Source organism: Promicromonospora sp. NPDC050249, from assembly GCF_040656015.1.
Classification (GTDB): Bacteria; Actinomycetota; Actinomycetes; order Actinomycetales; family Cellulomonadaceae; genus Promicromonospora.
Window position 1 is genome coordinate 1 of record NZ_JBFAKY010000009.1, and the last position, 23,089, is coordinate 23,089.

23 protein-coding genes are annotated in these 23,089 nt (G+C 71.5%); 11 read left to right on the forward strand and 12 right to left on the reverse strand.

Features of this window, described 5'->3' with window-relative positions; all coding sequences use genetic code 11:
• Positions 1-95 precede the first annotated feature (95 nt).
• Genes AB0I32_RS09220 through AB0I32_RS09230 form a run of 3 tightly spaced genes read right to left on the reverse strand, consistent with a single transcriptional unit; the run spans position 96 to position 3,678 of the window.
• Positions 96-1,016, reverse strand: coding sequence for a carbohydrate ABC transporter permease (locus AB0I32_RS09220; protein ID WP_357505394.1), 921 nt, complete (start codon positions 1,014-1,016; stop codon positions 96-98).
• 11 nt (positions 1,017-1,027) lie between these two features.
• Entirely contained in the window at positions 1,028-2,011 is a 984-nt protein-coding gene (locus AB0I32_RS09225) for an ABC transporter permease subunit (protein WP_357505077.1), read from the reverse strand.
• Positions 2,011-3,678 carry an extracellular solute-binding protein gene (locus AB0I32_RS09230; protein WP_357505079.1) on the reverse strand — a complete coding sequence of 556 codons (1,668 nt, stop codon included), beginning with the start codon at positions 3,676-3,678 and terminating at the stop codon, positions 2,011-2,013. Before AB0I32_RS09230 ends, AB0I32_RS09225 begins: the two co-directional genes overlap by 1 nt.
• A gap of 184 nt (positions 3,679-3,862) precedes the next feature.
• Between AB0I32_RS09230 and AB0I32_RS09235 the strand changes: the two genes are divergently transcribed.
• On the forward strand, positions 3,863-4,861 hold the full coding sequence (locus AB0I32_RS09235; protein WP_357505081.1) for a LacI family DNA-binding transcriptional regulator: 999 nt from the start codon (positions 3,863-3,865) through the stop codon (positions 4,859-4,861).
• Here AB0I32_RS09235 and AB0I32_RS09240 read toward each other — a convergent pair.
• From AB0I32_RS09240 to hutH, 5 genes are read right to left on the reverse strand one after another with little or no spacing between them, the layout of a single operon-like run.
• A complete protein-coding gene (locus AB0I32_RS09240; RefSeq protein WP_357505083.1) occupies positions 4,858-6,087 on the reverse strand; it encodes an amidohydrolase family protein in 1,230 nt (409 codons plus the stop codon). The genes AB0I32_RS09235 and AB0I32_RS09240 overlap by 4 nt on opposite strands.
• Positions 6,084-7,484 carry a formimidoylglutamate deiminase gene (locus AB0I32_RS09245; RefSeq protein ID WP_357505085.1) on the reverse strand — a complete coding sequence of 467 codons (1,401 nt, stop codon included), beginning with the start codon at positions 7,482-7,484 and terminating at the stop codon, positions 6,084-6,086. Before AB0I32_RS09245 ends, AB0I32_RS09240 begins: the two co-directional genes overlap by 4 nt.
• Complete coding sequence (locus AB0I32_RS09250; RefSeq protein WP_357505087.1) at positions 7,481-8,875, reverse strand: allantoate amidohydrolase; 1,395 nt, start codon at positions 8,873-8,875, stop codon at positions 7,481-7,483. The genes AB0I32_RS09245 and AB0I32_RS09250 overlap by 4 nt, the downstream gene beginning before the upstream one ends.
• Positions 8,872-10,548 (reverse strand): urocanate hydratase, encoded by a 1,677-nt coding sequence (hutU, locus tag AB0I32_RS09255; RefSeq protein ID WP_357505089.1) that lies wholly within the window; start codon positions 10,546-10,548, stop codon positions 8,872-8,874. Before hutU ends, AB0I32_RS09250 begins: the two co-directional genes overlap by 4 nt.
• Before the next feature lie 43 nt (positions 10,549-10,591).
• Complete coding sequence (gene hutH / locus AB0I32_RS09260; protein ID WP_357505091.1) at positions 10,592-12,220, reverse strand: histidine ammonia-lyase; 1,629 nt, start codon at positions 12,218-12,220, stop codon at positions 10,592-10,594.
• Between the two features lie 178 nt (positions 12,221-12,398).
• On the opposite strand from hutH, the gene AB0I32_RS09265 reads away from it, so the two are divergent.
• Positions 12,399-13,253 carry an IclR family transcriptional regulator gene (locus tag AB0I32_RS09265; RefSeq protein ID WP_357505093.1) on the forward strand — a complete coding sequence of 285 codons (855 nt, stop codon included), beginning with the start codon at positions 12,399-12,401 and terminating at the stop codon, positions 13,251-13,253.
• Here AB0I32_RS09265 and AB0I32_RS09270 read toward each other — a convergent pair.
• Both AB0I32_RS09270 and AB0I32_RS09275 read right to left on the reverse strand, forming a co-directional pair.
• The gene (locus AB0I32_RS09270; protein WP_357505095.1) at positions 13,250-14,110 is read right to left on the reverse strand and encodes an aminoglycoside phosphotransferase family protein; all 861 of its coding nucleotides are present in this window, start codon (positions 14,108-14,110) and stop codon (positions 13,250-13,252) included. The two genes, AB0I32_RS09265 and AB0I32_RS09270, sit on opposite strands and share 4 nt — an antisense overlap.
• 252 nt (positions 14,111-14,362) lie before the next feature.
• Positions 14,363-14,914 carry a small multidrug efflux protein gene (locus AB0I32_RS09275; protein WP_357505096.1) on the reverse strand — a complete coding sequence of 184 codons (552 nt, stop codon included), beginning with the start codon at positions 14,912-14,914 and terminating at the stop codon, positions 14,363-14,365.
• Between the two features lie 155 nt (positions 14,915-15,069).
• Between AB0I32_RS09275 and AB0I32_RS09280 the strand changes: the two genes are divergently transcribed.
• The 4 genes from AB0I32_RS09280 (at position 15,070) to AB0I32_RS09295 (ending at position 18,247) form a co-directional block, all read left to right on the forward strand.
• On the forward strand, positions 15,070-16,320 hold the full coding sequence (locus AB0I32_RS09280; RefSeq protein ID WP_357505098.1) for a histidine kinase: 1,251 nt from the start codon (positions 15,070-15,072) through the stop codon (positions 16,318-16,320).
• Positions 16,317-16,919 (forward strand): response regulator transcription factor, encoded by a 603-nt coding sequence (locus AB0I32_RS09285; RefSeq protein ID WP_357505100.1) that lies wholly within the window; start codon positions 16,317-16,319, stop codon positions 16,917-16,919. The genes AB0I32_RS09280 and AB0I32_RS09285 overlap by 4 nt, the downstream gene beginning before the upstream one ends.
• A gap of 114 nt (positions 16,920-17,033) precedes the next feature.
• Positions 17,034-17,663: an ATP-dependent Clp protease proteolytic subunit gene (locus AB0I32_RS09290; RefSeq protein WP_357505102.1), complete on the forward strand. Its 630-nt coding sequence runs from the start codon at positions 17,034-17,036 to the stop codon at positions 17,661-17,663.
• Positions 17,660-18,247 (forward strand): ATP-dependent Clp protease proteolytic subunit, encoded by a 588-nt coding sequence (locus AB0I32_RS09295; protein ID WP_357505104.1) that lies wholly within the window; start codon positions 17,660-17,662, stop codon positions 18,245-18,247. The genes AB0I32_RS09290 and AB0I32_RS09295 overlap by 4 nt, the downstream gene beginning before the upstream one ends.
• Positions 18,248-18,280: 33 nt before the next feature.
• Here AB0I32_RS09295 and AB0I32_RS09300 read toward each other — a convergent pair whose 3' ends face one another.
• Complete coding sequence (locus AB0I32_RS09300; protein WP_357505106.1) at positions 18,281-18,649, reverse strand: helix-turn-helix transcriptional regulator; 369 nt, start codon at positions 18,647-18,649, stop codon at positions 18,281-18,283.
• A gap of 112 nt (positions 18,650-18,761) precedes the next feature.
• On the opposite strand from AB0I32_RS09300, the gene AB0I32_RS09305 reads away from it, so the two are divergent.
• The 5 genes from AB0I32_RS09305 (at position 18,762) to def (ending at position 22,722) form a co-directional block, all read left to right on the forward strand.
• Positions 18,762-19,352 (forward strand): TetR/AcrR family transcriptional regulator, encoded by a 591-nt coding sequence (locus tag AB0I32_RS09305; protein ID WP_357505108.1) that lies wholly within the window; start codon positions 18,762-18,764, stop codon positions 19,350-19,352.
• An 87-nt stretch (positions 19,353-19,439) separates the two neighbouring features.
• Entirely contained in the window at positions 19,440-20,165 is a 726-nt protein-coding gene (locus AB0I32_RS09310) for a hypothetical protein (protein WP_357505110.1), read from the forward strand.
• Positions 20,166-20,250: 85 nt separating this feature from the next.
• Positions 20,251-21,420, forward strand: a complete 1,170-nt coding sequence (murG, locus tag AB0I32_RS09315; protein WP_357505112.1) for an undecaprenyldiphospho-muramoylpentapeptide beta-N-acetylglucosaminyltransferase — start codon at positions 20,251-20,253, stop codon at positions 21,418-21,420.
• Between the two features lie 10 nt (positions 21,421-21,430).
• Positions 21,431-22,174: a hypothetical protein gene (locus tag AB0I32_RS09320; RefSeq protein WP_357505114.1), complete on the forward strand. Its 744-nt coding sequence runs from the start codon at positions 21,431-21,433 to the stop codon at positions 22,172-22,174.
• The gene (gene def / locus AB0I32_RS09325) at positions 22,171-22,722 is read left to right on the forward strand and encodes a peptide deformylase (protein ID WP_357505116.1); all 552 of its coding nucleotides are present in this window, start codon (positions 22,171-22,173) and stop codon (positions 22,720-22,722) included. The genes AB0I32_RS09320 and def overlap by 4 nt, the downstream gene beginning before the upstream one ends.
• Here the strand turns inward: def and AB0I32_RS09330 are convergent.
• Positions 22,691-23,068, reverse strand: coding sequence for a hypothetical protein (locus AB0I32_RS09330; RefSeq protein WP_357505118.1), 378 nt, complete (start codon positions 23,066-23,068; stop codon positions 22,691-22,693). The two genes, def and AB0I32_RS09330, sit on opposite strands and share 32 nt — an antisense overlap.
• Between the last annotated feature and the right edge of the window lie 21 nt (positions 23,069-23,089).

Below are 23,089 nucleotides of genomic sequence, written 5' to 3' on the forward strand. Positions count from 1 at the left end.
CCTCGGCGCTGCGGTCGGCGGAGCGGCGGCCGGGGCGGCCGGCGGAGCGGCGGGGGCGGCGCCGGACAAGCGCTCTACCTCGCGGGCATCCCGGCTCAGCCCTTGACCGAGCCGAGCATCACCCCCGAGACGAAGTACCGCTGCACGAACGGGTAGACGCACAGGATCGGGATGATCGTCAGGATCATCGTCACGGACTGGATGTTCGCGTTGATGGCCGCTGTCGTCGTCCCCGCGGCCGCAGCCCCCTCCGACGCCGTGGTGGACGCTCCCGCGATGAGGTTGCGCAGGAAGAGCGTGACCGGGAAGAGCTCCTGCTTGTCGAGGTAGAGGAACGCCGCGAACCAGTCGTTCCAGTACGCGACCGAGTAGAACAGGACCATCGTCGCGATGACGGGCTTCGACAGCGGCAGGACGATCCGGCGGAAGATGCCGAACCAGCCCAGCCCGTCGATCTGCGCGGCCTCCTCGAGCTCCCGGGGCAGGCTCTCGAAGAAGGCCTTCATCACCAGCAGGTTGAACACCGAGATCGCCCCAGGCAGGATCACCGCCCACATGGTGTTCTTCATGCCGAGGGCCGAGATCAGGACGTAGTTCGGGACGATGCCGCCGTTGAAGAACATCGTGAAGACGGCGATCCCGATCAGCACGTTCCGGCCCCGCAGGTGCGGCTTGGAGATCGCGTACGCGAAGGTCGTCGTGAGGACCATCGCGATGGTGGTCCCGAGGAACGTGTACAGGACGGTGTTGCCGTACGCGTTCCAGAAGGTCCCGTTCTGCGCCACGGCCCCGTAGGTGTCCAGGTTGAACCCGACGGGCCACACGCTGACCAGGCCCGCCTTGATCGCGCCGGCGCTGGAGAACGACTGGGCGAGCACGGTGACGAACGGATAGAGCATCACCGCGCAGACCAGCAGGAGCACGACCGTGTTGATCGCCGTGAAGGCGCGGTAGCCCCTGGTGTCGCGCGGGCCGACCGATACCCCCGAGCGCGCCGAGACGGACCGCACGGTCATGGCGTTCTGGGTCACCACAGGCTTGCTCCCGTCAGTCGTCGCGAGATGAGATTCGCCGACAGCACCATGACCAGCCCGATGCAGGCCTGGAAGAGCCCGATCGCCGCCGCGTAGCTGAGGTTGTTGGACACCAGCCCGACGCGGTACAGGTACGTCGAGATGACGTCACCCGTGGAGTAGGTCAGCGGGCTGTAGAGCAGCAGGACCTTCTCGAACCCGACGTTCAGGAACGTCCCGATGTTGAGGATGAGCAGCGTGATCATGGTGGGCCGGATGCCGGGCAGGGTGACGTGCCACGTCTGCCGCCACCGGTTGGCGCCGTCGATCCGGGCCGCCTCGTAGAGCGAGGCGTCGACGGTCGTCAGCGCGGCGAGGTAGAGGATGGTTCCCCAGCCGAGGGTCTGCCACACCTCCGACCCGACGTAGATCACGCGGAACCACTCCGGCCGCTGCAGGAACGGGATCGCTTCCCCGCCCACCGCCTCGGTGATCTGGTTGACGGTGCCCTGCAGCGACAGGAGCTGCATGACCATGCCGGCGACGATCACCACGGAGAGGAAGTGCGGCAGGTAGGAGATCGACTGGACCACCCGCTTGAACGCCCTCTTGCGCACCTCGTTCAGCAGCAGGGCCAGGATGATGGGCAGCGGGAAGCCGACGATCAGCGTGAGCGCCCCGATGGTGACGGTGTTGCCGAACACGTGCCAGAACATCGGGTCGTTGACGAACATCTCGATGTAGAGCAGCCCCACCCATTCCTCGCCGAAGATGCTGCCGCCCGGCCGGAACCGGCGGAACGCGATGACGTTCCCCAGCATCGGGCCGTAGCGGAAGATCAGGAGGAACACGACCGGCAGGACTGCCATCAGGTAGAGGACGCCGTCCCGCCGCCACACGACGCGCCACGGCACCTTCGACCCGTGGCCGCCCGGTCGGCCGTCGGCCTGCGGTCGGGCGACCGCCGGCCGACGGCCGACCACTGGTTCGGCGACCACTATCCGTTGCTCTCGGCGAAGCGCTGGTGGGCGCCGTTGACGAGGTCCAGGTAACCCTGCAGGTTCTGGCCCTCGAGCTCGGCGACGTACGCGTCCCACTCGCTGAGATCGCGCTCGCCGAGGATGAACTTCAGCGTGTTCGTGTTGACGGTGTCCGTGAGCGTCGTCGTCAGGAGCGAGGCCTGCTCGAGCTCCGCCTCGTTCAGGGGTGCGGGCGGGAACGGCTCGCGCGGCGTCCTCGTCGAGAGCACCGAGTCGATGTACTCCACGAACTGCGGCGAGTTGTACGACTCCTTGAGGGCCCTGGACTCGGTGGAGCCCGCGAGAACCTCGTTGGAGAAGCCCAGGTCCTTCGCGATGTCCGTGCCCTCGCCGAAGTTGATGTTGAACGCGTCGAGCGAGTAGCCGGGCTCGAGCGTGAACTTCCCGTCCTCGGACTTGGTGTAGGTCTCGCCCTCGACGCCCCAGCGCAGCATCTCGCGGGCGTCGGGACTGTAGTACAGCCAGTCCAGGAACTGCAGCATGGCGATGAAGTGCGGGTCGTCCTTGGCCTCGGCGTTGACCATGAAGCCGTTCCAGAAGTTGCGCGGCTCGACGACCTGGCCGGCCGGTCCGCCCGGCGGCGCGATCTGGACGACCTCGTGGTTGCCCTTGCCCGCGGTCTCGTCGAGCGCCGTCGAGAACTCCTGCACCGTGCCGTTCGCACCGGAGGCGGCGAAGACCTCACCGGCGGCGAACTTCTCGGTGACGGTCCCGGCGCCGTCGTTGGTGGCGGTGAACGACTCGGGGTCCAGCAGCCCGTCGTCCACCAGGCCGCGGAAGTACGTGACCATCTCCCGGTAACCCTCCGACGTGCCGGCGTAGACGAACTCGCCGGACTCCTCGTCGAAGAACGTGCCGTCGCCGAAGCCCCAGCCGGCCCTGGTCCCGAAGGCGTGCGAGGCGTAGTTGAGCATCGACGCGCCCTCGAAGCCGTCGGCCAGCGGGTAGCTGTCGGGGTACTTGGCCTTGATCTTCTCAAGTCCCGTACGGAGCTCGTCCCAGGTCTCCGGGATGGGCGCACCGACCTCGTCGAACACGTCCTTGCGCACCAGGAGCGTGAAGACCGGCACAGAGACCTCCTGCAGGCCGGGCATCATGTAGTACTTGCCGTCCGCCTGGCGCAGGTTGTCGATCATCGCGCGCAGGTCCCACTCCTCCACGTACTTCTGGAAGTTGGGCATGTACTCCTCGTAGTCGCTGAGCGGCAGCACGGCGCCCGACGCCGCGAAGCTCCGCTCCTCGCCCGTGTAGACGAGCGGGATGATGTACGGCGCGTCACCGGCGCTGAGCAGGAGGCTGCGCTTCTCCACCGCGTCGCTGAACGGGATGTTGGTCAGGTCGAGGGAGACGTTCGTCCGCTCCTCGATCTCGTCGAAGAGCTGCCAGGAGTCCTTGATCGGGGACTCGGGCCAGTCCGTCCAGAGCATGGAGAAGTTCACCGGCTCCGTGGCCTTGAACTGCTGGTCTGCCTCGAAGGTCTCCATGGAGCCTGCGGTCTGCTCGAGGCCGTCGACCTCACCGTCTCCACCGGCGTCCGCCGTGCACGCCGCCAGGGCGACCAGCACGGTGGCGCCGACGACCGCCGTCATGCGCCGGCCTGCGCGGCGCGCTCGTCGGGATCTCATGTCACGAGTCATGTCTCTCCTCATTGAGAATCATTGAGAACTGAGCCCGAGCGTCGTTACCCGGGCGTCACCTGCGACGGTCACCCTCGACCGAAACCGTTTTCGACTGGCGAATTTTAGCGTTAAACTAGGCCAGAGCAGGGCGCCCGTCAACCCCCTGGTCCAGCCCTGGAGGTATCAGCAGATGGTCACGATGAGCGACGTCGCCCGCGAGGCCGGCGTCTCGATGATGACCGTGTCGAACGTGCTCAACGGCCACCGTCGCGTCGTCGCACCCACACGCGACCGGGTCTTGACGGCGATCGAGAAGCTCGGGTACGAGGTCAACCTCACGGCGAGACACCTGCGGTCGGGCCGCACCGACACGATCGCCCTGATCGTGCCCAGCTTCCACGACTACTTCAGCGAGGTCGCTGACCGGATCGCGCCCATCGTGGAGGCGAGCGGCCGCCATCTCGTCCTCGAACGCACCGGCGCGCGGCCCGAGAGCGAGATCGAGTCGTTGAGCATCGCACGCCTGCAGATGTACGACGGCGTGGTCCTCTCCGTGGCCGGGCTGGACCGGGAGCGGCTGGAGAGCGTCAGGACCAGGGCGCCGATCGTCCTCCTCGGTGAGCGGGAGGTCCCCGCGCGGTTCGATCACGTCCGGCTCGCGAACGAGGAGGGCGCCCGGCTCGCCACGGCGCACATGCTCGCCCGAGGCTCACGCAGGATCCTCGTGCTCGGCGGCGCCCCGGGCGAGACCTCGGGCATGGCCTCGTTGCGACGGGCCGGGTGGGAGGCGGCGCACCGCGCTGCGGGGGTGCCCGCCGACGGCGCGCTCGTCGTCCCCGTGACGACCTACTCCGCACGCGAGTCGCGCGAGGTGCTCGGCGGGCTCCTCGAGGCGGGCCTGCGTGTCGACGGCATCTTCGCGGTGACGGACACCGTCGCGCTCGGGGCGATGGCCGCGCTGGCCGACCGTGGGATCGGCGTCCCCGACGACGTCCAGGTGGTGGGATTCGACGACCTGGACGTCGGGAAGTACCTGTCCCCGGGCCTCACGACGATCGACCCGAACCACGACGAGGTCGCGCGGAGCGCGATCCGGCTGCTCGAACGGCGGATGGCGGGCGACGACGACCCGCCGGAACGCGTGGTGGTCCCCGTCCGTCTCGTGGTGCGGGGCTCGACGCGCCCCTAACCTGCCCCGCGGGCGCCGTCCTTCCAGACCTCGGACACCAGCGGCACGCCCGGGCGATAGGCCAGGTAGGTGTGGCTGGGGGCGTCGAGCACGGCGAGGTCGGCGCGGGCCCCGACGCCCAGGTGGCCGACGTCGTCCCGCCGGAGCGCCGCCGCCCCGCCCGCCGTCGCCGACCAGAGGGCCTCGGCGGGGCTCATCCGCATCTCGCGCACCGCGAGCGCCACGACGAACGGCATCGACGAGCTGTAGCCGGAGCCCGGGTTGCAGTCCGTGGCCAGCGCCACCGGCACGCCTGCGGCGAGCAGCCGGCGTGCGTCCGGGTAGGGCGACCGGGTGGAGAACTCGATGGCGGGGAGCAGGGTCGCGACGGTGCCGGGCCCGGCGCCAGCGGCGTCGGGTCCCTGCGACCGGCCGGAGCCCGCGGACCAGGACCCGGCCAGCGCGTCGACGTCGGCGTCGGTCAGGTGGGTGCAGTGGTCGACGCTCGCCGCGCCGACCTCGACCGCGAGCCGGACGCCGGGGCCTGCCGACAGCTGGTTGCCGTGCACCCGGGCGAGCAGCCCGGCCCGCAGGCCTGCCCGCAGCACGTCGCGGGACTCGTCCTCGTCGAACGCGGTGGGCGCGGCGGGCTCGCAGAACACGTCGACCCAGCGGGCGTGGGGCGCGCAGGCGGCGAGCATCGGCCCGGTCACGAGGCGGAGGTAGCCGGGGCGGTCGTCGGCGTACTCGGCGGGGACGGTGTGGGCGCCGAGGTAGGTCGTCTCGGGCGTGAGCTCCCGGGCGATCCGCAGCGTCCGGGCCTCGGTCGCGACGTCCTGGCCGTAGCCGCTCTTGATCTCGACGGTGGTGGTGCCCTGTGCGAGCATCTCCCGGACCAGGGCCTGGCCGCGCGCCCGCAGGGTGTCCTCGCTTGCCGCGCGCGTGGCGGCGACCGTGGTGGCGATGCCGCCGCCCGTGTACGGCTCGCCGGTCATCCGCGCGGCGAACTCCGCGGACCGGTCGCCCGCGAACACCGTGTGCGAGTGGGAGTCGACGAAGCCGGGGATGACGCACCGCCCGCCGAGGTCGACCGCGACGTCCGCCGCAGGCGCGGACGCGGCGGGCCCCGTCCAGGCGATCCGGCCGGCCTCCACGACGACGGCGGCACCCGTCACGACCCCGAGGTCGTCCCCGTGCTCCGGATCGTTCGTGACCAGCTCGCCGATGTTCGTCAGCAGCACGCTCATGCTTCGCTCCCCTGCGTCACGTCCTGGCCGGCGACCGCCCAGACCTCCTCGATCGCGTCCGCGAGCAGGCGCCCGACGTCCCCGGCCCGGTGCTCGCCGCCGCGCACCACCACCTCGCCGCCCGCCACGACGTCGGACACGTCGCCCGCGCCCGCGACCAGCGCGACCTGCGCCGGGTCGGTCCCCGCCGTGCGCACGGTATCCAGCCGGACCGCCACGAGGTCGGCAGGCGCCCCGACGGCGATCCGTCCGGCGTCCGGCCGCCCGAGCGCGGCATGCCCGGCGGAGGTCGCCAGCTCGATCAGCGTCGCGGGCGGGAACGCGCCCCGCCGTCCCGTCGCGAGGCGTTCGTGCTCCTCGACACCGCGTGCCTCGGCGAGCACGTCGGCGCCGACGTGCTGGTCGGTGCCGACCGACAGCGGGCTGCCCGCCCGTTGCAGCCGCAGGCCGGGGGCGATGCCGTCGGCGAGGTCGCGCTCCGTCGTCGGGCAGAGGCAGACGCCGGTGCCCGAGGCGCCGAGCAGGGTCACGTCGTCGTCGGTCAGGTGGACCGCGTGCACGGCGGTGGTGCCGGGGCCGAGCACACCGGCGTCGTGCAGCAGCCGGGTGGGCGTGACGCCGAACGCCGCGAGCGCGGCCTCGTTCTCCCCGGGCTGCTCCGACAGGTGCACGTGCAGCGGCGCCCCGGCCTGCCGGGCCCAGCGGGCCAGCTCCGCGAGCTCCGGCGGCATGACGGCGCGCACCGAGTGGGCTGCGGCGCCGACGAGCACGCGGTCGTCGTCGGCCCAGGCGGCGCGCAGCGCGTCGACGCGGCGCGCCCAGGCCGCGACCGTGCCGTCGCCGAAGCGCAGCTGCTCGGGCGCGAGCGACTCGTGGCCGTCGGGGCCGAGGCCGCCGTCCAGGTAACAGGTGTCGAGCAGTGTGAGGTGTACTCCGGCGTCCCGGGCGGCGGAGCGCAGGGCCTCGGCCATGACGTTCGGGCCGCCCTCGGACGCCGGGTACGGCGTCCCGTCGGCGCGGTGGTGCACGTAGTGGAACTCGCCGACGGCGGTGGTCCCGCCCAGCGCCATCTCCGCGTACACGGCGCGCGCCAGCCGCTCGTACAGCTCGGGGGTCAGCGCCGTGGCCAGCGCGTACATGCCGGCGCGCCAGGTCCAGAACGACCCGCCGTCGGCGTGCGTCCGCCCGCGCAGGGCACGGTGGAACGCGTGCGAGTGTGCGTTGGCCAGCCCGGGCAGCACGACGCCGCCCAGCCGCACATCGCCACCCGACGCCGGCACACCCGGCTCGACGACGGCGATCCGGCCCTCGTCGACCTCGACCCGCACGGACTCGACGACGCTCCCCGTCGCCCCGCCACCCGAAGACAACCAAGCCCGTTCACACCAGAACCTCATCGGCCCTCCCTATCGAGAACGGGGTCATGGACGGGACCAGCAGGCATGCGATCCATAACCCCGTTCTCGATCGACGCATCGCGGCTGCGAGTGAGCAGGTCTGCCAGGACAGCAGTCAGGGCGCGGACGCCCGCGTCGCAGTCGGCCTCCTCCGCGAGCTCGGCGGGTGAGTGCGAGACGCCGGTCGGGTTGCGCACGAACAGCATCGCTGTCGGCACGCCGGCGGCGGCGAAGATCCCGGCGTCGTGCCCGGCGCCGGTCCCGATCACGGGTGCGGGCAGGTCGGAGCCGGGCCGCCCGACGACGTCGGCGAGCCGCGCCGCGAGCGCCGGGTCGAACACGGTGGCGGGCGTCCACGACTCCTGCACCGGCTCCCATCCCCCGGTCGGCCCGGCCGACCGTAGGGCCGGTCGCTCACTGCGGCCCGGTCCCGCGACCTGCCCTACGTTCGACGCGCCGAACGGTCCCGACAGGGTGGACAGGACCATGCGGACCGCATCCTCGGATTCCGCGCGGGCGTCGATCCAGGCGCGGACCCGGGACGGGATCGCGTTGACGCCGTTCGGCTCGACCTGGACCTTGGCCAGCGTCGCGAGCGCCCCGGCGTCCTCGGCGGCGGCGCGGACGTCGGTGATGAGCCGCGCGAGGTCGAGCATCGGGTCGTGGCGGTGGGCCAGCGGCGTCGTGCCGGCGTGGTTCGCCTCGCCCGCGAGGTCGACGCGCCAGCGACCGTGCGGCCAGATGGCGGCGCCGACGGCGACCGGCGCATCCTCGTCCGCGGGCAGGTCAGCGAGGTAGCGCCCCTGTTCCACGTGGAGCTCGACGAAGACGCCGACCCGCGCGAGGGCTTCGTCGTCGCGCCCGTAGTGCTCGACGCGCACGCCTCTGGCCGAGCCCGTCGAGACCCGTCCCAGCACGTCCGCGAGGCTGTCCCCCGCACCGTCGCGCAGCGCGAGCAGCCGGTCGGCGCCGACAGTCCCGGTCACCGCCCGCGAGCCGAGGCAGGCGAGCCCGAACCGGGCGCCCTCCTCGTCGGAGAAGTTCACGATCCCGAGCGGCCGCCCTGGGCGCACCCCCTCGGCGCGCAAGGCGTCGAGCGCCGCGAACGCGCTCGCCACCCCGAGCGGGCCGTCGAACGCGCCGCCGCCGGGGACGGAGTCGAGGTGGCTGCCCGTCACGACACCGGGTCCGTCGGCGTCCGGGTCGCCCCACCACGCCCACTGGTTCCCGGCGCGGTCGACCACCACGGAGAGCCCCCGCGCGTCGGCCTCGGCGGCGAACCACTCGCGCAGGGTCAGGTCGTGCGCGGTCCACGCGAACCGCTCGTACCCGCCGGACGGCGCCCGCCCGACGCCGGCGATCGCGTCGAGCAGCCGCACGACTCCCGTCACGGCGTCTCCCGCATCGGCACGCGCAGCCCGCCACGCTCGGCGGCCGCGACGGCGTCGTCGTACCCGGCATCGACGTGCCGCAGCACGCCGGTCGCGGGGTCGTTGGCGAGCACCCGGGCCAGCTTCTCGGCAGCCAGCGGCGTGCCGTCCGCCACCGAGACCTGGCCGGAGTGCAGGGACCGCCCCATGCCGACGCCGCCGCCGTGGTGGATCGAGACCCACGTCGCGCCGGAGGCGGTGTTCATCAGGGCGTTGAGCAGGGGCCAGTCGGCGATCGCGTCGGAGCCGTCCGCCATCGACTCCGTCTCCCGATAGGGCGAGGCGACCGAGCCGGAGTCCAGGTGGTCGCGCCCGATGGCGAGCGGCGCGGAGATCTCACCGGACGCGACGAGTTCGTTGAACCGCAGCCCCGCGACGTCGCGCTCGCCGTGCCCGAGCCAGCAGATGCGGGCCGGTAGCCCCTGGAAGGCGACCCGGTCCTGGGCCGCGCGGATCCAGCGGCCCAGGTGGTCGTCGTCGGGGAACAGGTCGAGCACGGCCCTGTCGGTCACGGCGATGTCCTTCGGGTCCCCGGACAGCGCGGCCCAGCGGAACGGGCCCTTGCCCTCGGCGAACAGCGGCCGGATGTAGGCGGGCACGAATCCGGGGAAGTCGAACGCCCGCCCGTACCCGCCCTGGCGTGCCTCGTCGCGGATCGAGTTGCCGTAGTCGAACACCTCGGCGCCCGCGTCCTGGAAGCCGACCATGGCCTCGACGTGCCGGGCCATCGACTCCCGGGCCCGGTCCGTGAACCCTGCGGGATCCTTCTCGGCGAGGTCGGCCCAGTCCTCCAGCGCGACGCCGGACGGCAGGTACGACAGCGGGTCGTGCGCCGACGTCTGGTCCGTGACGATGTCGATCTCGACGCCGCGGCGCAGCAGCTCCGGGACGACGTCGGCCGAGTTGCCGACCACGCCCACCGACAGCGCGCGGCGCTCCTTCTTGGCCGCGAGCGCCAGCTCGACGCCCTCGTCCAGGGACCCAGCGACCACGTCGAGATAGCGGGTCTCGACGCGACGGTGCAGGCGGGCCGGGTCGACGTCGACCACGAGGCAGACGCCGCCGTTGAGCGTGACGGCCAGCGGCTGTGCGCCACCCATGCCGCCGCAGCCGCCGGTCAGCGTGAGCGTTCCGGCCAGGGTCCCGTCGAACCTCTTCGCCGCCACCGCCGCCAGCGTCTCGTAGGTGCCCTGCAGGATCCCCTGCGAGCCGATGTAGATCCACGACCCTGCCGTCATCTGCCCGTACATGGTCAGGCCGAGCTGCTCCAGGCGCCGGAACTCGGGCCAGCTCGCCCAGTCCCCCACGAGGTTCGAGTTGGCGATCAGTACCCGCGGCGCCCACTCGTGCGTCCGCAGCACGCCCACCGGCCGACCCGACTGCACCATCAGCGTCTCGTCCTCGCGCAGGTCCGTCAGCGAGCGGACGATCGCGTGGTAGCTCGGCCAGTCCCGCGCGGCGCGGCCCGTGCCGCCGTAGACGACCAGGTCGTCGGGCCGCTCGGCCACCTCGGGGTCGAGGTTGTTCATCAGCATGCGCAGCGGGGCCTCGGTCTGCCAGCTGCGGGCGGTCAGGGTGGTGCCGCGCGCGGCGCGGACGGCGACGGGGGTGCCCCGGTCGTACGGCTGGTTCATGGTCTGCTCCGGTTCGGTGTCGGTCGGGCTGTCGGTCGAGGCGTCAGTCGAGCTGTCCGACGGCGGACGCTGCTGCCGCCGCGATCTGGCCGGTCGCCACGAGCTGGACCACGTGCTCGATCTCGGGCGCGAGGTAGCGGTCGGGTCCCGGTCCGGGCACGACGGCGCGGACGGCGTCGTGCACCGCGCCCGTACCCGCCGCGGGGGCCTCGGCGCGGAAGTCGAGGGCACGCGTGGCCGTCAGCACCTCGATGGCCAGCACGCGGGTGAGCCCGTCGACCGAGCGGCGGAGCTTGCGGGCGCCGGACCAGCCCATGGACACGTGGTCCTCCTGCATGGCGGAGCTCGGGATCGAGTCCACGCTGGCCGGCGCGGCCAGGCGCTTCAGCTCCGAGACGATCCCTGCGGCCGTGTACTGGGCGATCATGTGCCCGGAGTCGACGCCGGGATCGTGCGCGAGGAACGCGGGCAGCCCCTCGGAGCGGGAGACGTCGAGGAACCGGTCGGTGCGCCGCTCGCTCATGCTCGCCAGGTCGGCGGCGGCGATGGCGAGGAAGTCCAGCACGTAGGCCACGGGGGCGCCGTGGAAGTTGCCGTTCGACTCGACGCGCCCGTCGGCCGTGACCACCGGGTTGTCGATGGCGGAGGCCAGCTCCCGGCCCGCGACAGTGGCCGCGTGCTCCAGGGTGTCGCGGGCGGCACCGTGCACCTGGGGCGCGCAGCGCAGGGAGTAGGCGTCCTGGACGCGGGTGCACGCGGGGTTTCCGTCGTCGTCCAGCTCGCGGTGGCTCGCCATCAGCGGCGAGCCCGCCAGGATGCGGCGCAGGTTCGACGCCGACGCCGCCTGGCCCGGGTGCGGGCGCATGCCGATGAGGTCCTCGGCGAACGGGGCGTCCGACCCGAGGAGGGCCTCGACGCTGAGCGACGCGGCAACGTCCGCCGTGGTGAGGAGACGCCGCAGGTCGTGGATGGCGAGACAGAGCATGCCGAGCATCCCGTCGGTGCCGTTGATGAGGGCGAGCCCCTCCTTCTCGGCGAGCACGAGGGGGGCGATACCGGCCGCCGCAAGTGCTTGAGCGGCGTCGACGGTCTCGCTGGTCGACCCTGTCGAGACCACCCGCACCCGCCCCTCCCCCATCGCGGCAAGCGCGACATGCGCGAGCGGCGCGAGGTCCCCCGAGCACCCGAGCGACCCGTACTCGTGCACCACCGGGGTGATCCCGGCGTTGAGCATCGCGGCGTAGGTCTGCGCCGTCACGGGCCGCGCCCCCGTATGACCGGTGACCAGCGTGGCGAGCCGCAGGAGCTGCAGCGCCCGCACCACCTCGGTCTCGACCTCGGGCCCCGACCCGGCCGCGTGCGACCGCACGAGGCTGAGCTGGAGCTGGGCACGCATCTCAGTGGGGATGTGCCGGCGGGCCAAGGCCCCGAAGCCGGTGGAGACGCCGTAGTGCGGCACGGTGTCGTGCGCCAGGTCGTCGATGACGGCGCGGCTGGTCGCCATCCGCGCCAGGGCTGCCTCGTGGATCTCGACGGACGCGCCGTGGCGGGCGACGGCGACCACCTGGTCGACGGTCAGCGGCGTGCCGTCGAGGACGACGTGCTCGGGCAGGTCGGGGGCAGCAGCCGCGTGGGTGGTCGGCGTCGGTCCCTCGTGGTGCAGGGTGCTCATGCGCTCATAGAACCTCGCCGGCGCCCGGCTGGCGCGGCTGTGACCCCAGATACAGTCTGGGATACGAGACACCGCCGAAGTCCGGCACCCGCAAGGTCGGCAGTTCGTCAGGTGATCGGCAGCCCGGACTACCGATCACCTGACAGATTGCCGACCGCCCGGATCACCTTGGAGAGCTATGGCCGGGAGCAGTGCCGTTCCTGCCGCGCGGAGCACCGCGCGGTTGCTCAGCTTTCTCGCGGCGCAGCCAGGGCCGGTGCCGGCGGGCGCGATCGCGCACGGCATCGGGGTGCCGCGCTCCAGCGTCTACCACCTGCTGTCGGTCCTGCGCGACGAGGGTTTCGTGCGCCACTTCCCCGACGAGCGCCGCTACGGCCTGGGCGTGGCCGCCCTCGGCCTGGGCAGCGCGTACACCCGGCAGGCGCCGCTCACCCGCCTGGCCGCGCCGGTCGTCGCCCGGCTGGTGGAGGCCGCCGGGGAGAACGGGCACCTCGCCGTCCTGAACGGCCGGGAGGTCCTCTACCTGGTCGAGCAGCGGGCGGCGGGACGTCCGCCCCTGGTGACGGACGTCGACGTCCACCTCCCGAGCCACCTCACCGCCAGCGGCCGGGCCGTGCTCGCGCTGCTGCCCCCGGCGCAGGTCCGGGCCCTGTACCCGACGCCGGGGTCGTTCACCGACCTGACCGGCGCCGGCCCGCGCACTCTGCGGGAGCTACGGACGGTGCTGCGTGAGGCCCGGGCCCGCGGCTTCGCGGTGGAGGACGGCGAGGTGACGGCCGGTTTCGCGTCCGTGGCCGCCGCCGTCGTCGACCACACGGGCAGGCCGGTCGCGGGGCTCGCGGTGACGTTCCGCTCGGACTCCTACGACGACGACACGCGGGCCGGTCTCGCCGAGCAGGCGACCCGCGCGGCCCGAGAGGTCAGCCGGCGACTGGGCGCGCGACAAGGCGGCGGCGACGACACCCGCACCGAGCCCGTACGGTCCGCCGTCCGACGTGCGTCACCGCATCCCCGCCTACGGCCGTACCACTAGGGCGCAGCCAGGATCTCGGCCAGGACGCGGCGGGCGTCATCGGCCTCGACGTCCCCACCGTCGTCGGCCCGGCCCAAAGTCTGGGCATACGCGACGAGTGTCCTCCACAGGGCCCAACCGCGTCCGCGCGCCCAGGTCGCCTCGTCGACCGACAGCCGCTCGCGGAACGCCTGCCGGGTGTCTGCCGTCAGCAATGTCCAGGCGATGGCCAGGTCGCAGGAGGGGTCGCCGACACCGCAGGTCCCGAAGTCGATGACTCCCGCGAGCCCTCCGTCGTCGAGGAGGAGGTTGCCCGGGGCCACGTCGCCGTGGAACCAGACGTCCGTCCCGTCCCAGCGTGCGTCGAGGGCGGTCGTCCAGATCTGACGGGCCAGGTCGACGTCGATGTGGCCGTCGAGCACCGCGAGCGCGTGCTGAGCCTGCGCGTCGTAGGTACGCAGGGTGCCGCCCCGGAACCAGTTGTGCTGACCCGGCTGCGGGCCATCGGTGGCGTCGACGCTCTGCAGGGAGGCCAGGAACTCAGCCAGGTCGACGGCGAAGCGGCCGGGGTCGGAGATGCGCTCAGCGGTCGCCGGTTCGCCGTCGAGCCACGAGTAGACCGACCACGAGAACGGGTAACCCGCGCCGGGGTGGCCCTTCGCCAGAGGCACGGGAACGGGGAGCGGAAGCCGGGGAGCGAGCACCGGCAACCATTGGTGTTCCTTGTCGACCGCCAGCGCGTACTCGGACGCGCTCGGCAGACGCACCGCCATGGAGTCGCCCAGACGGAAGGTGGCGTTGTCCCAGCCGCTCCTGGCCACGGGCTCGACCGAGAGGTAGGCCCACTGCGGGAACTGGTCGTCGATCAGCCGGCGCACCTGATCCCGCTCGACAGTGATGCGCTGGGGTACGGGACCGAGATCCGGTGTGCTGCTCAGAGGACGTCCTTCGCTCGACGAGACATTCGTGTGCCGCGACATTCCCCGCCGCAGGCACTGCCACTCAGGCACCGAATCCTGCTGGCGTTGCCGCCTCACGTCCAGGCGTTATCCCGGCCCCACGCCACGATGTGCGGCGGCGGTGCGACAACTCGGATGGGCGTCGACGGCGCTGCCGCGCTGGCTCCGCACTCAGCCGACGGCCCCGAGGACGCCGCTGATGATGAGCGCGGTGAGCGTGGTCCAGGCGATGATCGCGATCGCCTGCCAGATCAGGATGCGGGTCTTGCCGACGCCGGAGGCGGCGAGCATGGTGGCGGTGAAGTGCGTGGGCAGCAGGAGCGGGCCGAGCAGGCTCACGCCCGGGACGCCGTAGCGCTCGTAGGCGCGCTGGAACTTGGCCTTGCGCGTGGCACTCCGCGAGCCTTCCTCGGCGGGCGCGGTCATCAGGACGGTCTCGCCGCCGTCCGCCGCTCCGGCACGTGCGGCGGCCTTCGCCCGGTGCCGCGTCACGACGGCGTTGCGGGCACCGGAGCTGAGCAGCACCAGCGCGGCCACGCAGAGGAAGTTGCCGACCGCCGCCGCAACTGCGGCGACGACGGGGTGGATGCCGCCGATGATTCCGATCGCGACCCCGCCCTCACCCTCGACGAAGGGGATCGCTCCGGCGGCCGCGACGATGACCGGCTGAAGCACCTCTGGCACCTTCGCGACGAGGTCCTGGAGGATTTCGATGAGGCTCATGGTGTGCTCCTGTCGATGTGGGCTTCGGGGTCTTCCCCTGTCCTGAACCCAGTCCACCGGCTGGGAGCGCAGCCCAGAAGTGTCCGGCTGTCACCGCTTCCCGGGTCCTTCGCACGCCGCATCCATGACATGTGTCATGGCCGTAACCTGACCGCATGAGCAGCCAGCCCGAGTCCTCGGCCGCCGTGACGGCGGCAGTGGAAGCCCGCAGCGCGCTGCGGCTCACCCGGAGCATCAGCGTGACCTGGTGGTACGTCGCTTCGAGCGTCGTGTTCTTCGAGCTCGCGATCGTCTTGTTCGCGGTGACCACCGTCGTGGAGGCCGGCTTCGGTGGTGCCACGGTCGCCGTCGTCTGCGCCAGCGCGCTGCTGTGGTGGCTCACGACGCTGCACCCGCTGCTCGAGTACCGGCGCCGGACGGCCGATGCGCCACTCATGATCTGGCGGCACCATCTCGCGCCGTTCCTGACCGCTGCGGTCTTCGGGCTCGTAGCTGGGCTCGTCACCGGGCAGTGGGTGGCGGGCGTCCTCCCGCTGATCCAGGCACTCATACTGCTGAACTGGCCATCCGGGGTGCGCCTCCGCATGGTGCTGGCCGCGTCCGCCCTGCTCGTCGCGCTGGCGGTGATCGACTTCCGTCTGGTCCCCGGAGAGGGCATCAGCGCGAGCGGGGCCCAGCTGGCCGTCTTCGCCATCCTGCTCCCGGCTGTCACCGTCTCGTCGCTGTGGTGGTGGGACGTCCTGGTCGCGCTCGACCGCGCCCGCACCTCCGAGGCGAAGCTCGCCGCGACCCAGGAACGGCTCCGGCTGGCCACCGACGTGCACGACCTGCAGGGCCATCACCTCCAGGTCATCGCCCTGCAGCTCGAGCTCGCCGAACGGCTCATGCCCCGCGACCCGGACGCGGGCATGGAACAGCTGCGCGCGGCACGCGCCAGCGTCGACGACGCCCGGCAGGGCACCCGCGACCTGGCCACCCGCTTCCGCTCCGTGCCCCTGGGCGACGAGCTCGCCAACGCCGTCGACCTGCTCCGGGCCGCGGGTACCAAGGTCGAGGCCACGGTGGCCCCGGACGCGTCGCTGGCACCGGCGTCCGCGCTCGGACCGGTCATCCGCGAGACGACGACGAACGTCCTGCGCCACGGCGGCGGCAAGTGGGCGCGCCTGTCCCTGACCCGCACGGACGGGTCGTGGCGCTACGAGATCGCCAACGACGTCGTCGCCGACGCACCCGAGAACGCCGACGGCGCGGGGCTGGACGGGATAGCGCGCCGGGCGGCCGAGGCCGACGGGAACCTCGAGGTGCACCGCGCGGACCACACGTTCACCGTGGTCGTCACGGTCCCCGACCAGGCCACTGCCGAAGCCCCCGTTGAAGACACCGCCGAGAAGAGGGTTGCCGGATGATCCGTGTGCTGCTCGCCGACGACGAGGGCATGATCCGCTCCGCGCTGGCCGCCCTGCTCCGCCTGGAACCGGACATCGAGGTCGTCGCGGAGTGCGCCGACGGCGCCGAGGCGGTTGCCACCGCGGAACGCGTGCGGCCGGACGTCTGCCTGCTCGACCTGGAGATGCCCCACCTGGACGGCGTGCAGGTCACCGAACGCCTCAACCGCACGCTGGCCACCCGGTGCGTCATCGTCACCCGCCACGCCCGGCCCGGCGTCCTGCGGCGGGCGCTGGCCTCGGGGGCCGCCGGGTTCCTGCCGAAGTCCCGCTCCGCGGACGAGGTGGCGGCAGTGATCCGCCGCGTCGCGGCCGGCGGGCGCTACGTCGACCCGGAGATCGCCGCCGACGCGCTCAGCGACGAACGCTCACCGCTGACCGACCGCGAGCTCGACGTCCTGCGTGCCGGCCGGCGCGGCGAGACGACGGGCCAGATCGCCCGCACCCTCTCGCTCGCACCCGGCACCGTGCGCAACCACATCTCCGCCGTGCTGGGCAAGCTCGCGGTGGACTCGCGGCAGCAGGCAGTGTTCCTCGCGGAGGAACGCGGCTGGATCTGATCCCGCAGGTCTGGGCAGAGCGGGTCCCGCTGCTCTGAGCAGCGCTGCCCAGAGCAGGGCTGCCCTGGGCAGATCCAGCCCCGTGGAGCCCGTCGCGGAGTGCACGGTGAGGTCATGACTGATGCACCGAAGCCGCCGATGTTCGGCGAGAGCACACGACGCGAGCTGTACGAACGACGCGTCCTCGTCCTGGACGGACCGTTGGACGACGACAACGGCACGCTCCTGATGACACAGCTGATAGCGCTGGCCACCGAGGACCCGGCCACCGACATCCAGCTGTGGATCCACTCCCCGGGCGGATCGGTACCGGCGATGCTGGCGATCCGCGACATCATGCGAACCATCCCCAACGACGTCTCCACGCTCGTGCTGGGCATCGCCTACAGCGCCGGGCAGTTCCTGCTCTCCGCAGGCACCCAGGGAAAGCGCCGTGCGCTGCCGAACTCGCGGGTCCTGATGCACCAGGGTTCAGCGGGGATCGCGGGTACCGCCGTCGACATCGAGCTGCAGGCGGACGACCTGCGGCACACCCGCGACACGGTGCTGCGGCTCATCTCCGAGGACACGGGCCAGCCGGTCGAGCGGATCTTCGACGACTCGCTGCACGACCACTGGTACACGGCCGAGGAGGCTCTCGACTTCGGCTTCATCGACACGATCGTGCAGAGCTTCGCGGCCATCAGGCCACGCGATCGTCAGCGAACCGGATTCACCGCGGCAGCCGAAGGAGATGGACGATGAGCAGCTACACCATCCCGAACGTCATAGCGTCGCACCCACGGGGCGAGCGGATCATGGACGTCTACTCCCAGCTGCTCTCCGAGCGGATCATCTACCTCGGCACCGCCATCGACGCCGGCGTCGCCAACGCCCTGATCGCCCAGCTCATCCACCTGGAGTCGAGCAACCCGGACGGCGAGATCCAGCTCTACGTCAACTGCGAGGGCGGCGACCCGAGCGCGGGGATGGCCATCTACGACACCATGCGCTACATCCGGCCCAAGGTGGCGACCACCTGTGTGGGCCAGGCGGTAGCGGTGGGCGCCGTCCTCCTGGCGGCCGGGGCCGAGGGACGACGGGCGGCGCTCCCCCATGCCCGGGTCATCCTGCACCAGCCGGCGGCGCAGGGCCGCGGCGCGATACCGGACCTGATCCTGCAGGCCGACGAGGTGGTCCGCATCCGCGCGGACATGGAGGTCGCGCTCTCGAAGCACACGGGTCAGAGCGTCGAGACGCTCCGTGCCGACACCGACCGCGACCGCATCTTCACGGCCGGTGCCGCGCGCGAGTACGGTCTCCTGGACCAGGTGATCGACCAGCGGTGACGTGCGGCTCCCGGGTCGCGCGGCCCGGGAGCCTCACGCAGCGAGCGCAAAGGCCGCCTGGCAGGTCGGCTGCCGCGTGGTGTCGCGGACGACGACCAGACGGTCGGCGACGGCGGCGACCAGGTCGACGAGCGTGACGTCCAGCGCACCGGTGATGGCCGCGATCATCTCGCTCGACGGCTCCTTGACCCCGCGCTCGATCTCCGAGAGGTACTGCGGTGAGATCCCGGCGCGGCGGGCGGTCTGGTCCAGCGTCTCGCCGCGCAGATGACGCAGATGTCGCAGGCGCTCACCGAGCATGTGCCGCAACAGCGGCTCTCGTCTCGTCGGCGTCGACGGTGTGCCTGGCCCTTCGGGCACCCCGTCGCGCCCTGGGCGCTGGGGCGGAGCGTTTTGGGTCATACCTGAGCGTAGGGCTGAGCCCTTGGCGGACGGCGGCGCTTCTGCTCACAGCAGCGCCCTGGCAGGTTGACAATAACGAGACGACTGGTCATATTAACTGCAGGAGGTCACGATGGCACGCACCAAGACAGCAGTCTCGCTCGACACGAAGAGGCGCATCGCCGATGCCGCGCTCGAGCAGTTCCACCTCAAGGGGTACAACGGAACGAGCGTCCAGGACCTGATGAGCGCGGTGGGCGCGCCGAAGGGCACGTTCTACAACCACTTCGCCAGCAAGGAGGCGCTGGCGGTCGATGCCCTGCGCCGTTACGGGGACGGCTTCGGGCTGGCAGCCCTGGCGGACGCCGGATCCGGGACACCGCGCGAGCGGATCGATCGGCACCTGGCCGGCCTCATGGCTTCCGGACTCACGGTCGCTGCCGAGAAGGGGTGCCTCATGGCCAACCTCGCCGGCGAGGTCCCTGCACACAGCGCAACGGTCGCTTCCGCGGTCGGCGACTTCCTGCAGCTCTGGACCGCGACGCTCGCCACGGCGATCGACGAGGCGAAGGCGGCGGGCGAGCTCACGACGGACGTACCGTCCGGCGACCTCGCCGAGTTCATCGTCAACGCATGGGAAGGCGGCGCCGTGAAGTCCAAGGCGACGTCCTCCGACGAATCGGTCCGGACCTTCGAGCGCATGGTCGCCCTGCTCCTGCGCTGAGGGCACGCCCGAGCGAGCGCAGCTTCAGTTCGCTCATGACGAGACGACCAGTCATACACATACACCGCATCCCCGAAAGGAACTCTCATGACCGAGCTTCAGAACATCGTGATCGCCGCGCACGGCGACGTCGAACGGTGGCGTTCGTTCACCACGCTCACGGCCCACGTCCTCAACGGAGGCGCGCTGTGGAGCATCAAGGGCCAGGACGACGTGCTCGACGACTACACCGCCACGATCGAGCTGCGCCGCCAGTTCGCGAGCCACACACCGTTCGGCGGGGCGGGACTGCGCAGCTCGTTCACCCCGGACCGGGTGGCCGTGGAGACCACGGGCGGTGACGTCGTCGAGGAGCGCCGCGACCCGGCCGCGGCGTTCGCGGGCCACGTGCTCGACACCCCCTGGGACCGGCTGCACGCCGCCTACTTCACCGGTTACGCGATGTGGAACTACCTCACCGAGCCGTTCACGTTCACCGAGCCGGGCTTCGAGTTCGCCGAGCTGGAACCCTGGCAGGAGGACGGCGAGACCTGGCGCCGCCTCCAGGTCACGTTCCCGGAGAACCTGGTGACCCACTCCCGCGTGCAGACGTACTACATCGACGACGCCGGCCTGATCCGGCGCCACGACTACTCGCCCGACGTGTTCGGCCCGAGCGAGCGGGACTCGGCGCACTACAGCTGGGGCCACCAGGAGTTCGACGGCTTCGTCTTCCCGACCAAGCGCTCGGTCCACCTGACCGACGAGAACGGTCGCAAGCTGGCCGATCCCGTCGTCGTCTCGATCGAGCTCGACCGGATCACGCTGTCCTGACCGGACCACAACGGCGAACCCTCGGACCGTCACAAATCGCCTACAGTTGACCCGCGCCCCACCCACGCCGTCCTGGGAGATCCACGTGAGTTCACACCCGCGCGAGTTCCGTCTGCTCGTCACCGGTGGAGGGACCGGCGGCCACACCTATCCGGCGCTGACCACGCTCCGCGCCCTCCAGGCCAGGCTGGCCGAGACGGGCACCGCCGTCAGCATCCTGTGGGCGGGCACGGCCGCGGGCCTGGAGGCCAAGGTGACCGAGTCCGAGGGCATTCGCTTCGTGGCGGTCGCCACGGGCAAGCTCCGCCGGTCGAGCAACCCGCTGGGCATGCTGACGGCGGAAAACATGAAGGACATGGCGCGCGTCCCGCTCGGCGTCGCGCAGGCCAGGTCGATCGTGGCCGAGTTCAAGCCGGACGTGATCCTGTCCACCGGCGGTTATGTCGCGGTCCCGATCGGGCTCGCGGCGGGCCTGCTCCGTCGTCCGCTCGTGGTGCACGAGCAGACCGTGCGACTCGGGCTCGCCAACCGTCTGCTGGCCAAGCGGGCCACTCGTGTCGCGGTGTCCTCGCCGTCCACCCTCGAGCTGCTGCCGGAGGGGGTGCGTGAGCGGGCCGTTGTGACCGGTAACCCCGTCCGCGCCGAGGTGCTGTCGGGGGAGCCGCTCAAGGCCGTCGACGCACTGGGCCTGGACTCGTTCGACCCGGACCTTCCGGTCCTGTACGTGACGGGCGGGGCGCAGGGAGCGGTCCAGATCAACAACGTCGTCGCCGAGGCGCTGCCCTGGCTCCTGCAGCACGCGAACGTGATCCACCAGTGCGGACCGAACAACCTCCAGGACATGTTCGAGCGCACTGCCGACCTCCCCGCCGAGCAGGCCGCCCGCTACCGCGTCACGGGGTTCGTCGGCGCCGAGCTGCCGGACGTGCTCGCCCTCGCCGACGTCGTCGTCTCCCGGAGCGGAGCCGGCACCATCGCGGAGCTCACCGCGCTCGGCAAGCCCTCGGTCCTGATCCCGCTCGCCTCGGCGGCCGGGAACGAGCAGTCGTACAACGCCCACCGACTCCAGGACCTGGGAGCAGCCATCACCCTGGAGGGCGACGTCCACGAGCGAGACCTCCGGGCGGCACTCAGGCCGCTGCTCTCCGACGCCGGACGGCGCGAGCGGATGGCCCAGGCCGCCCGCGAGCACGGGCGCCCGGACGCTGCCGAACGGTTGGTCGACGTGCTGCTGGAGGCGAGCCAGTTCTCGTGAGGCTGACTTCGTGCTGATCGAGCGAATCCGCGTCAGGCCCACCGCCGTCGAGGACGGCGCATGGCCGTGGAACGTACCCGCGATCAGTGACCTTGCCGCCCAGGGGGTCCGTCTGACCAGCAGCATCGTGATCCTCGTTGGTGCCAACGGCAGCGGCAAGTCCACCCTGCTGGAGGCGATCGCCGAGGGATACGGGCTCGACGTCCGCGGCGGGCACGGCGGCCGGAAGTACGCCAGCGCCATGGAGACGAGCCCGCTGGGCGAGGCGATCCTGCTGGATCGCACCCGTGCCGGTTCGGGGATGACCCACCGCAACGCGAAGGGCTTCTACCTGCGGGCAGAGACCGCGTTCGGGATGCTCGAGTACATGACCGGTGCCGGGATGCCTGGGTACGGGGACAAGCCGTCGTGGGAGGTCAGCCATGGTGAGTCCTACCTCCAGGCGATCCTCGGCCGGTTCGACGGTCCGGGCCTCTACCTCCTGGACGAGGCCGAGGGGCCGCTGTCGTTCGCCTCGACCCTCCAGCTGATGTACCGGCTGCAGGACGTCGCGGACGAGCACGCGACGCAGGTCATCTACGCGACGCACTCGCCGATGATCGCCGCGCTGCCCGGAGCACAGATCCTCGAGATGACGGAGCACGGCATCGCCGAGCGCACGTGGGGAGAGCTGGAGTCGGTCGCCCTGTGGAAGAGGTTCCTCGGGCGGCCGGAGACCTTTTTCGACGTCGGCCCAGAACAGGATTACCGATGACCAGTCCCACCCACGACGTCGTGATGCTCGGCGACCCGCGACTCAAGGCGCCCACCTCGGCCATCGACGCGGCCGACGCCGGAGAGCTGCTGGCGACGCTGGTCACCCGCCTCCGCGAGCTCAACGGCGCGGGCCTCGCCGCACCGCAGATCGGCGTCTCGGTCAGGGCCGCGATCGTGGAGGTTCGGAAGACCGACGTCTTTCCCGACCGGCCCGAGACCGGCCTGATCCAGCTGCTCAACCCCGTCGTCGTCGAACGCTCGGCAGCGACGACGCTCGACTGGGAAGGCTGTTTCAGCGTGCCCGGTTACCTGGGTCTGACGCCCAGGGCCGAGCGCATCACCGTGCGCTGCACCACCGCGGCCGGCGAGACCGTCACCAGGGAGTTCACGGGTTACACCGCCCGCGTCGTCCAGCACGAGATCGACCACCTGGACGGCCTCGTCTACCTCGACCGCATGCCCGACCTGACCAGTCTCACCACGGCGCAGAACTACCTCGACCACCACCGGCCCACTAATCCACCCACCGCTCGTACTGCAGGTTGACCTGCACCGATTCGGCCTCGGTCTCCATCACCCACGAGCAGACTCGCCGCAGGTCGAACGTGCTCTGGAACGGGCACGCCCTACCGTCGGGCAGCACCTCGGCTGCCAGCTCCTTGCCCGACATCCCGGGCGGAGCGTCGACGGTCAGCTCCAGCCAGCACCCTCCCGAGCCGCATCCCATGTCTTCGCCGGTCACCCGGGCACCCTCGGGCAGCGCGGGGAGAGAAGATGCTGGGGGCGTTGCAATCTCGTCGACGGCCAGCGACAACGGCGGAAGCGCCAGAGCCACCACGGCGATCGCCGCGAGCGCCAGCACTCCCCTGACGATTGATCGGGTTCGAAGCATGAGCGGACCTTACGGTCCCTC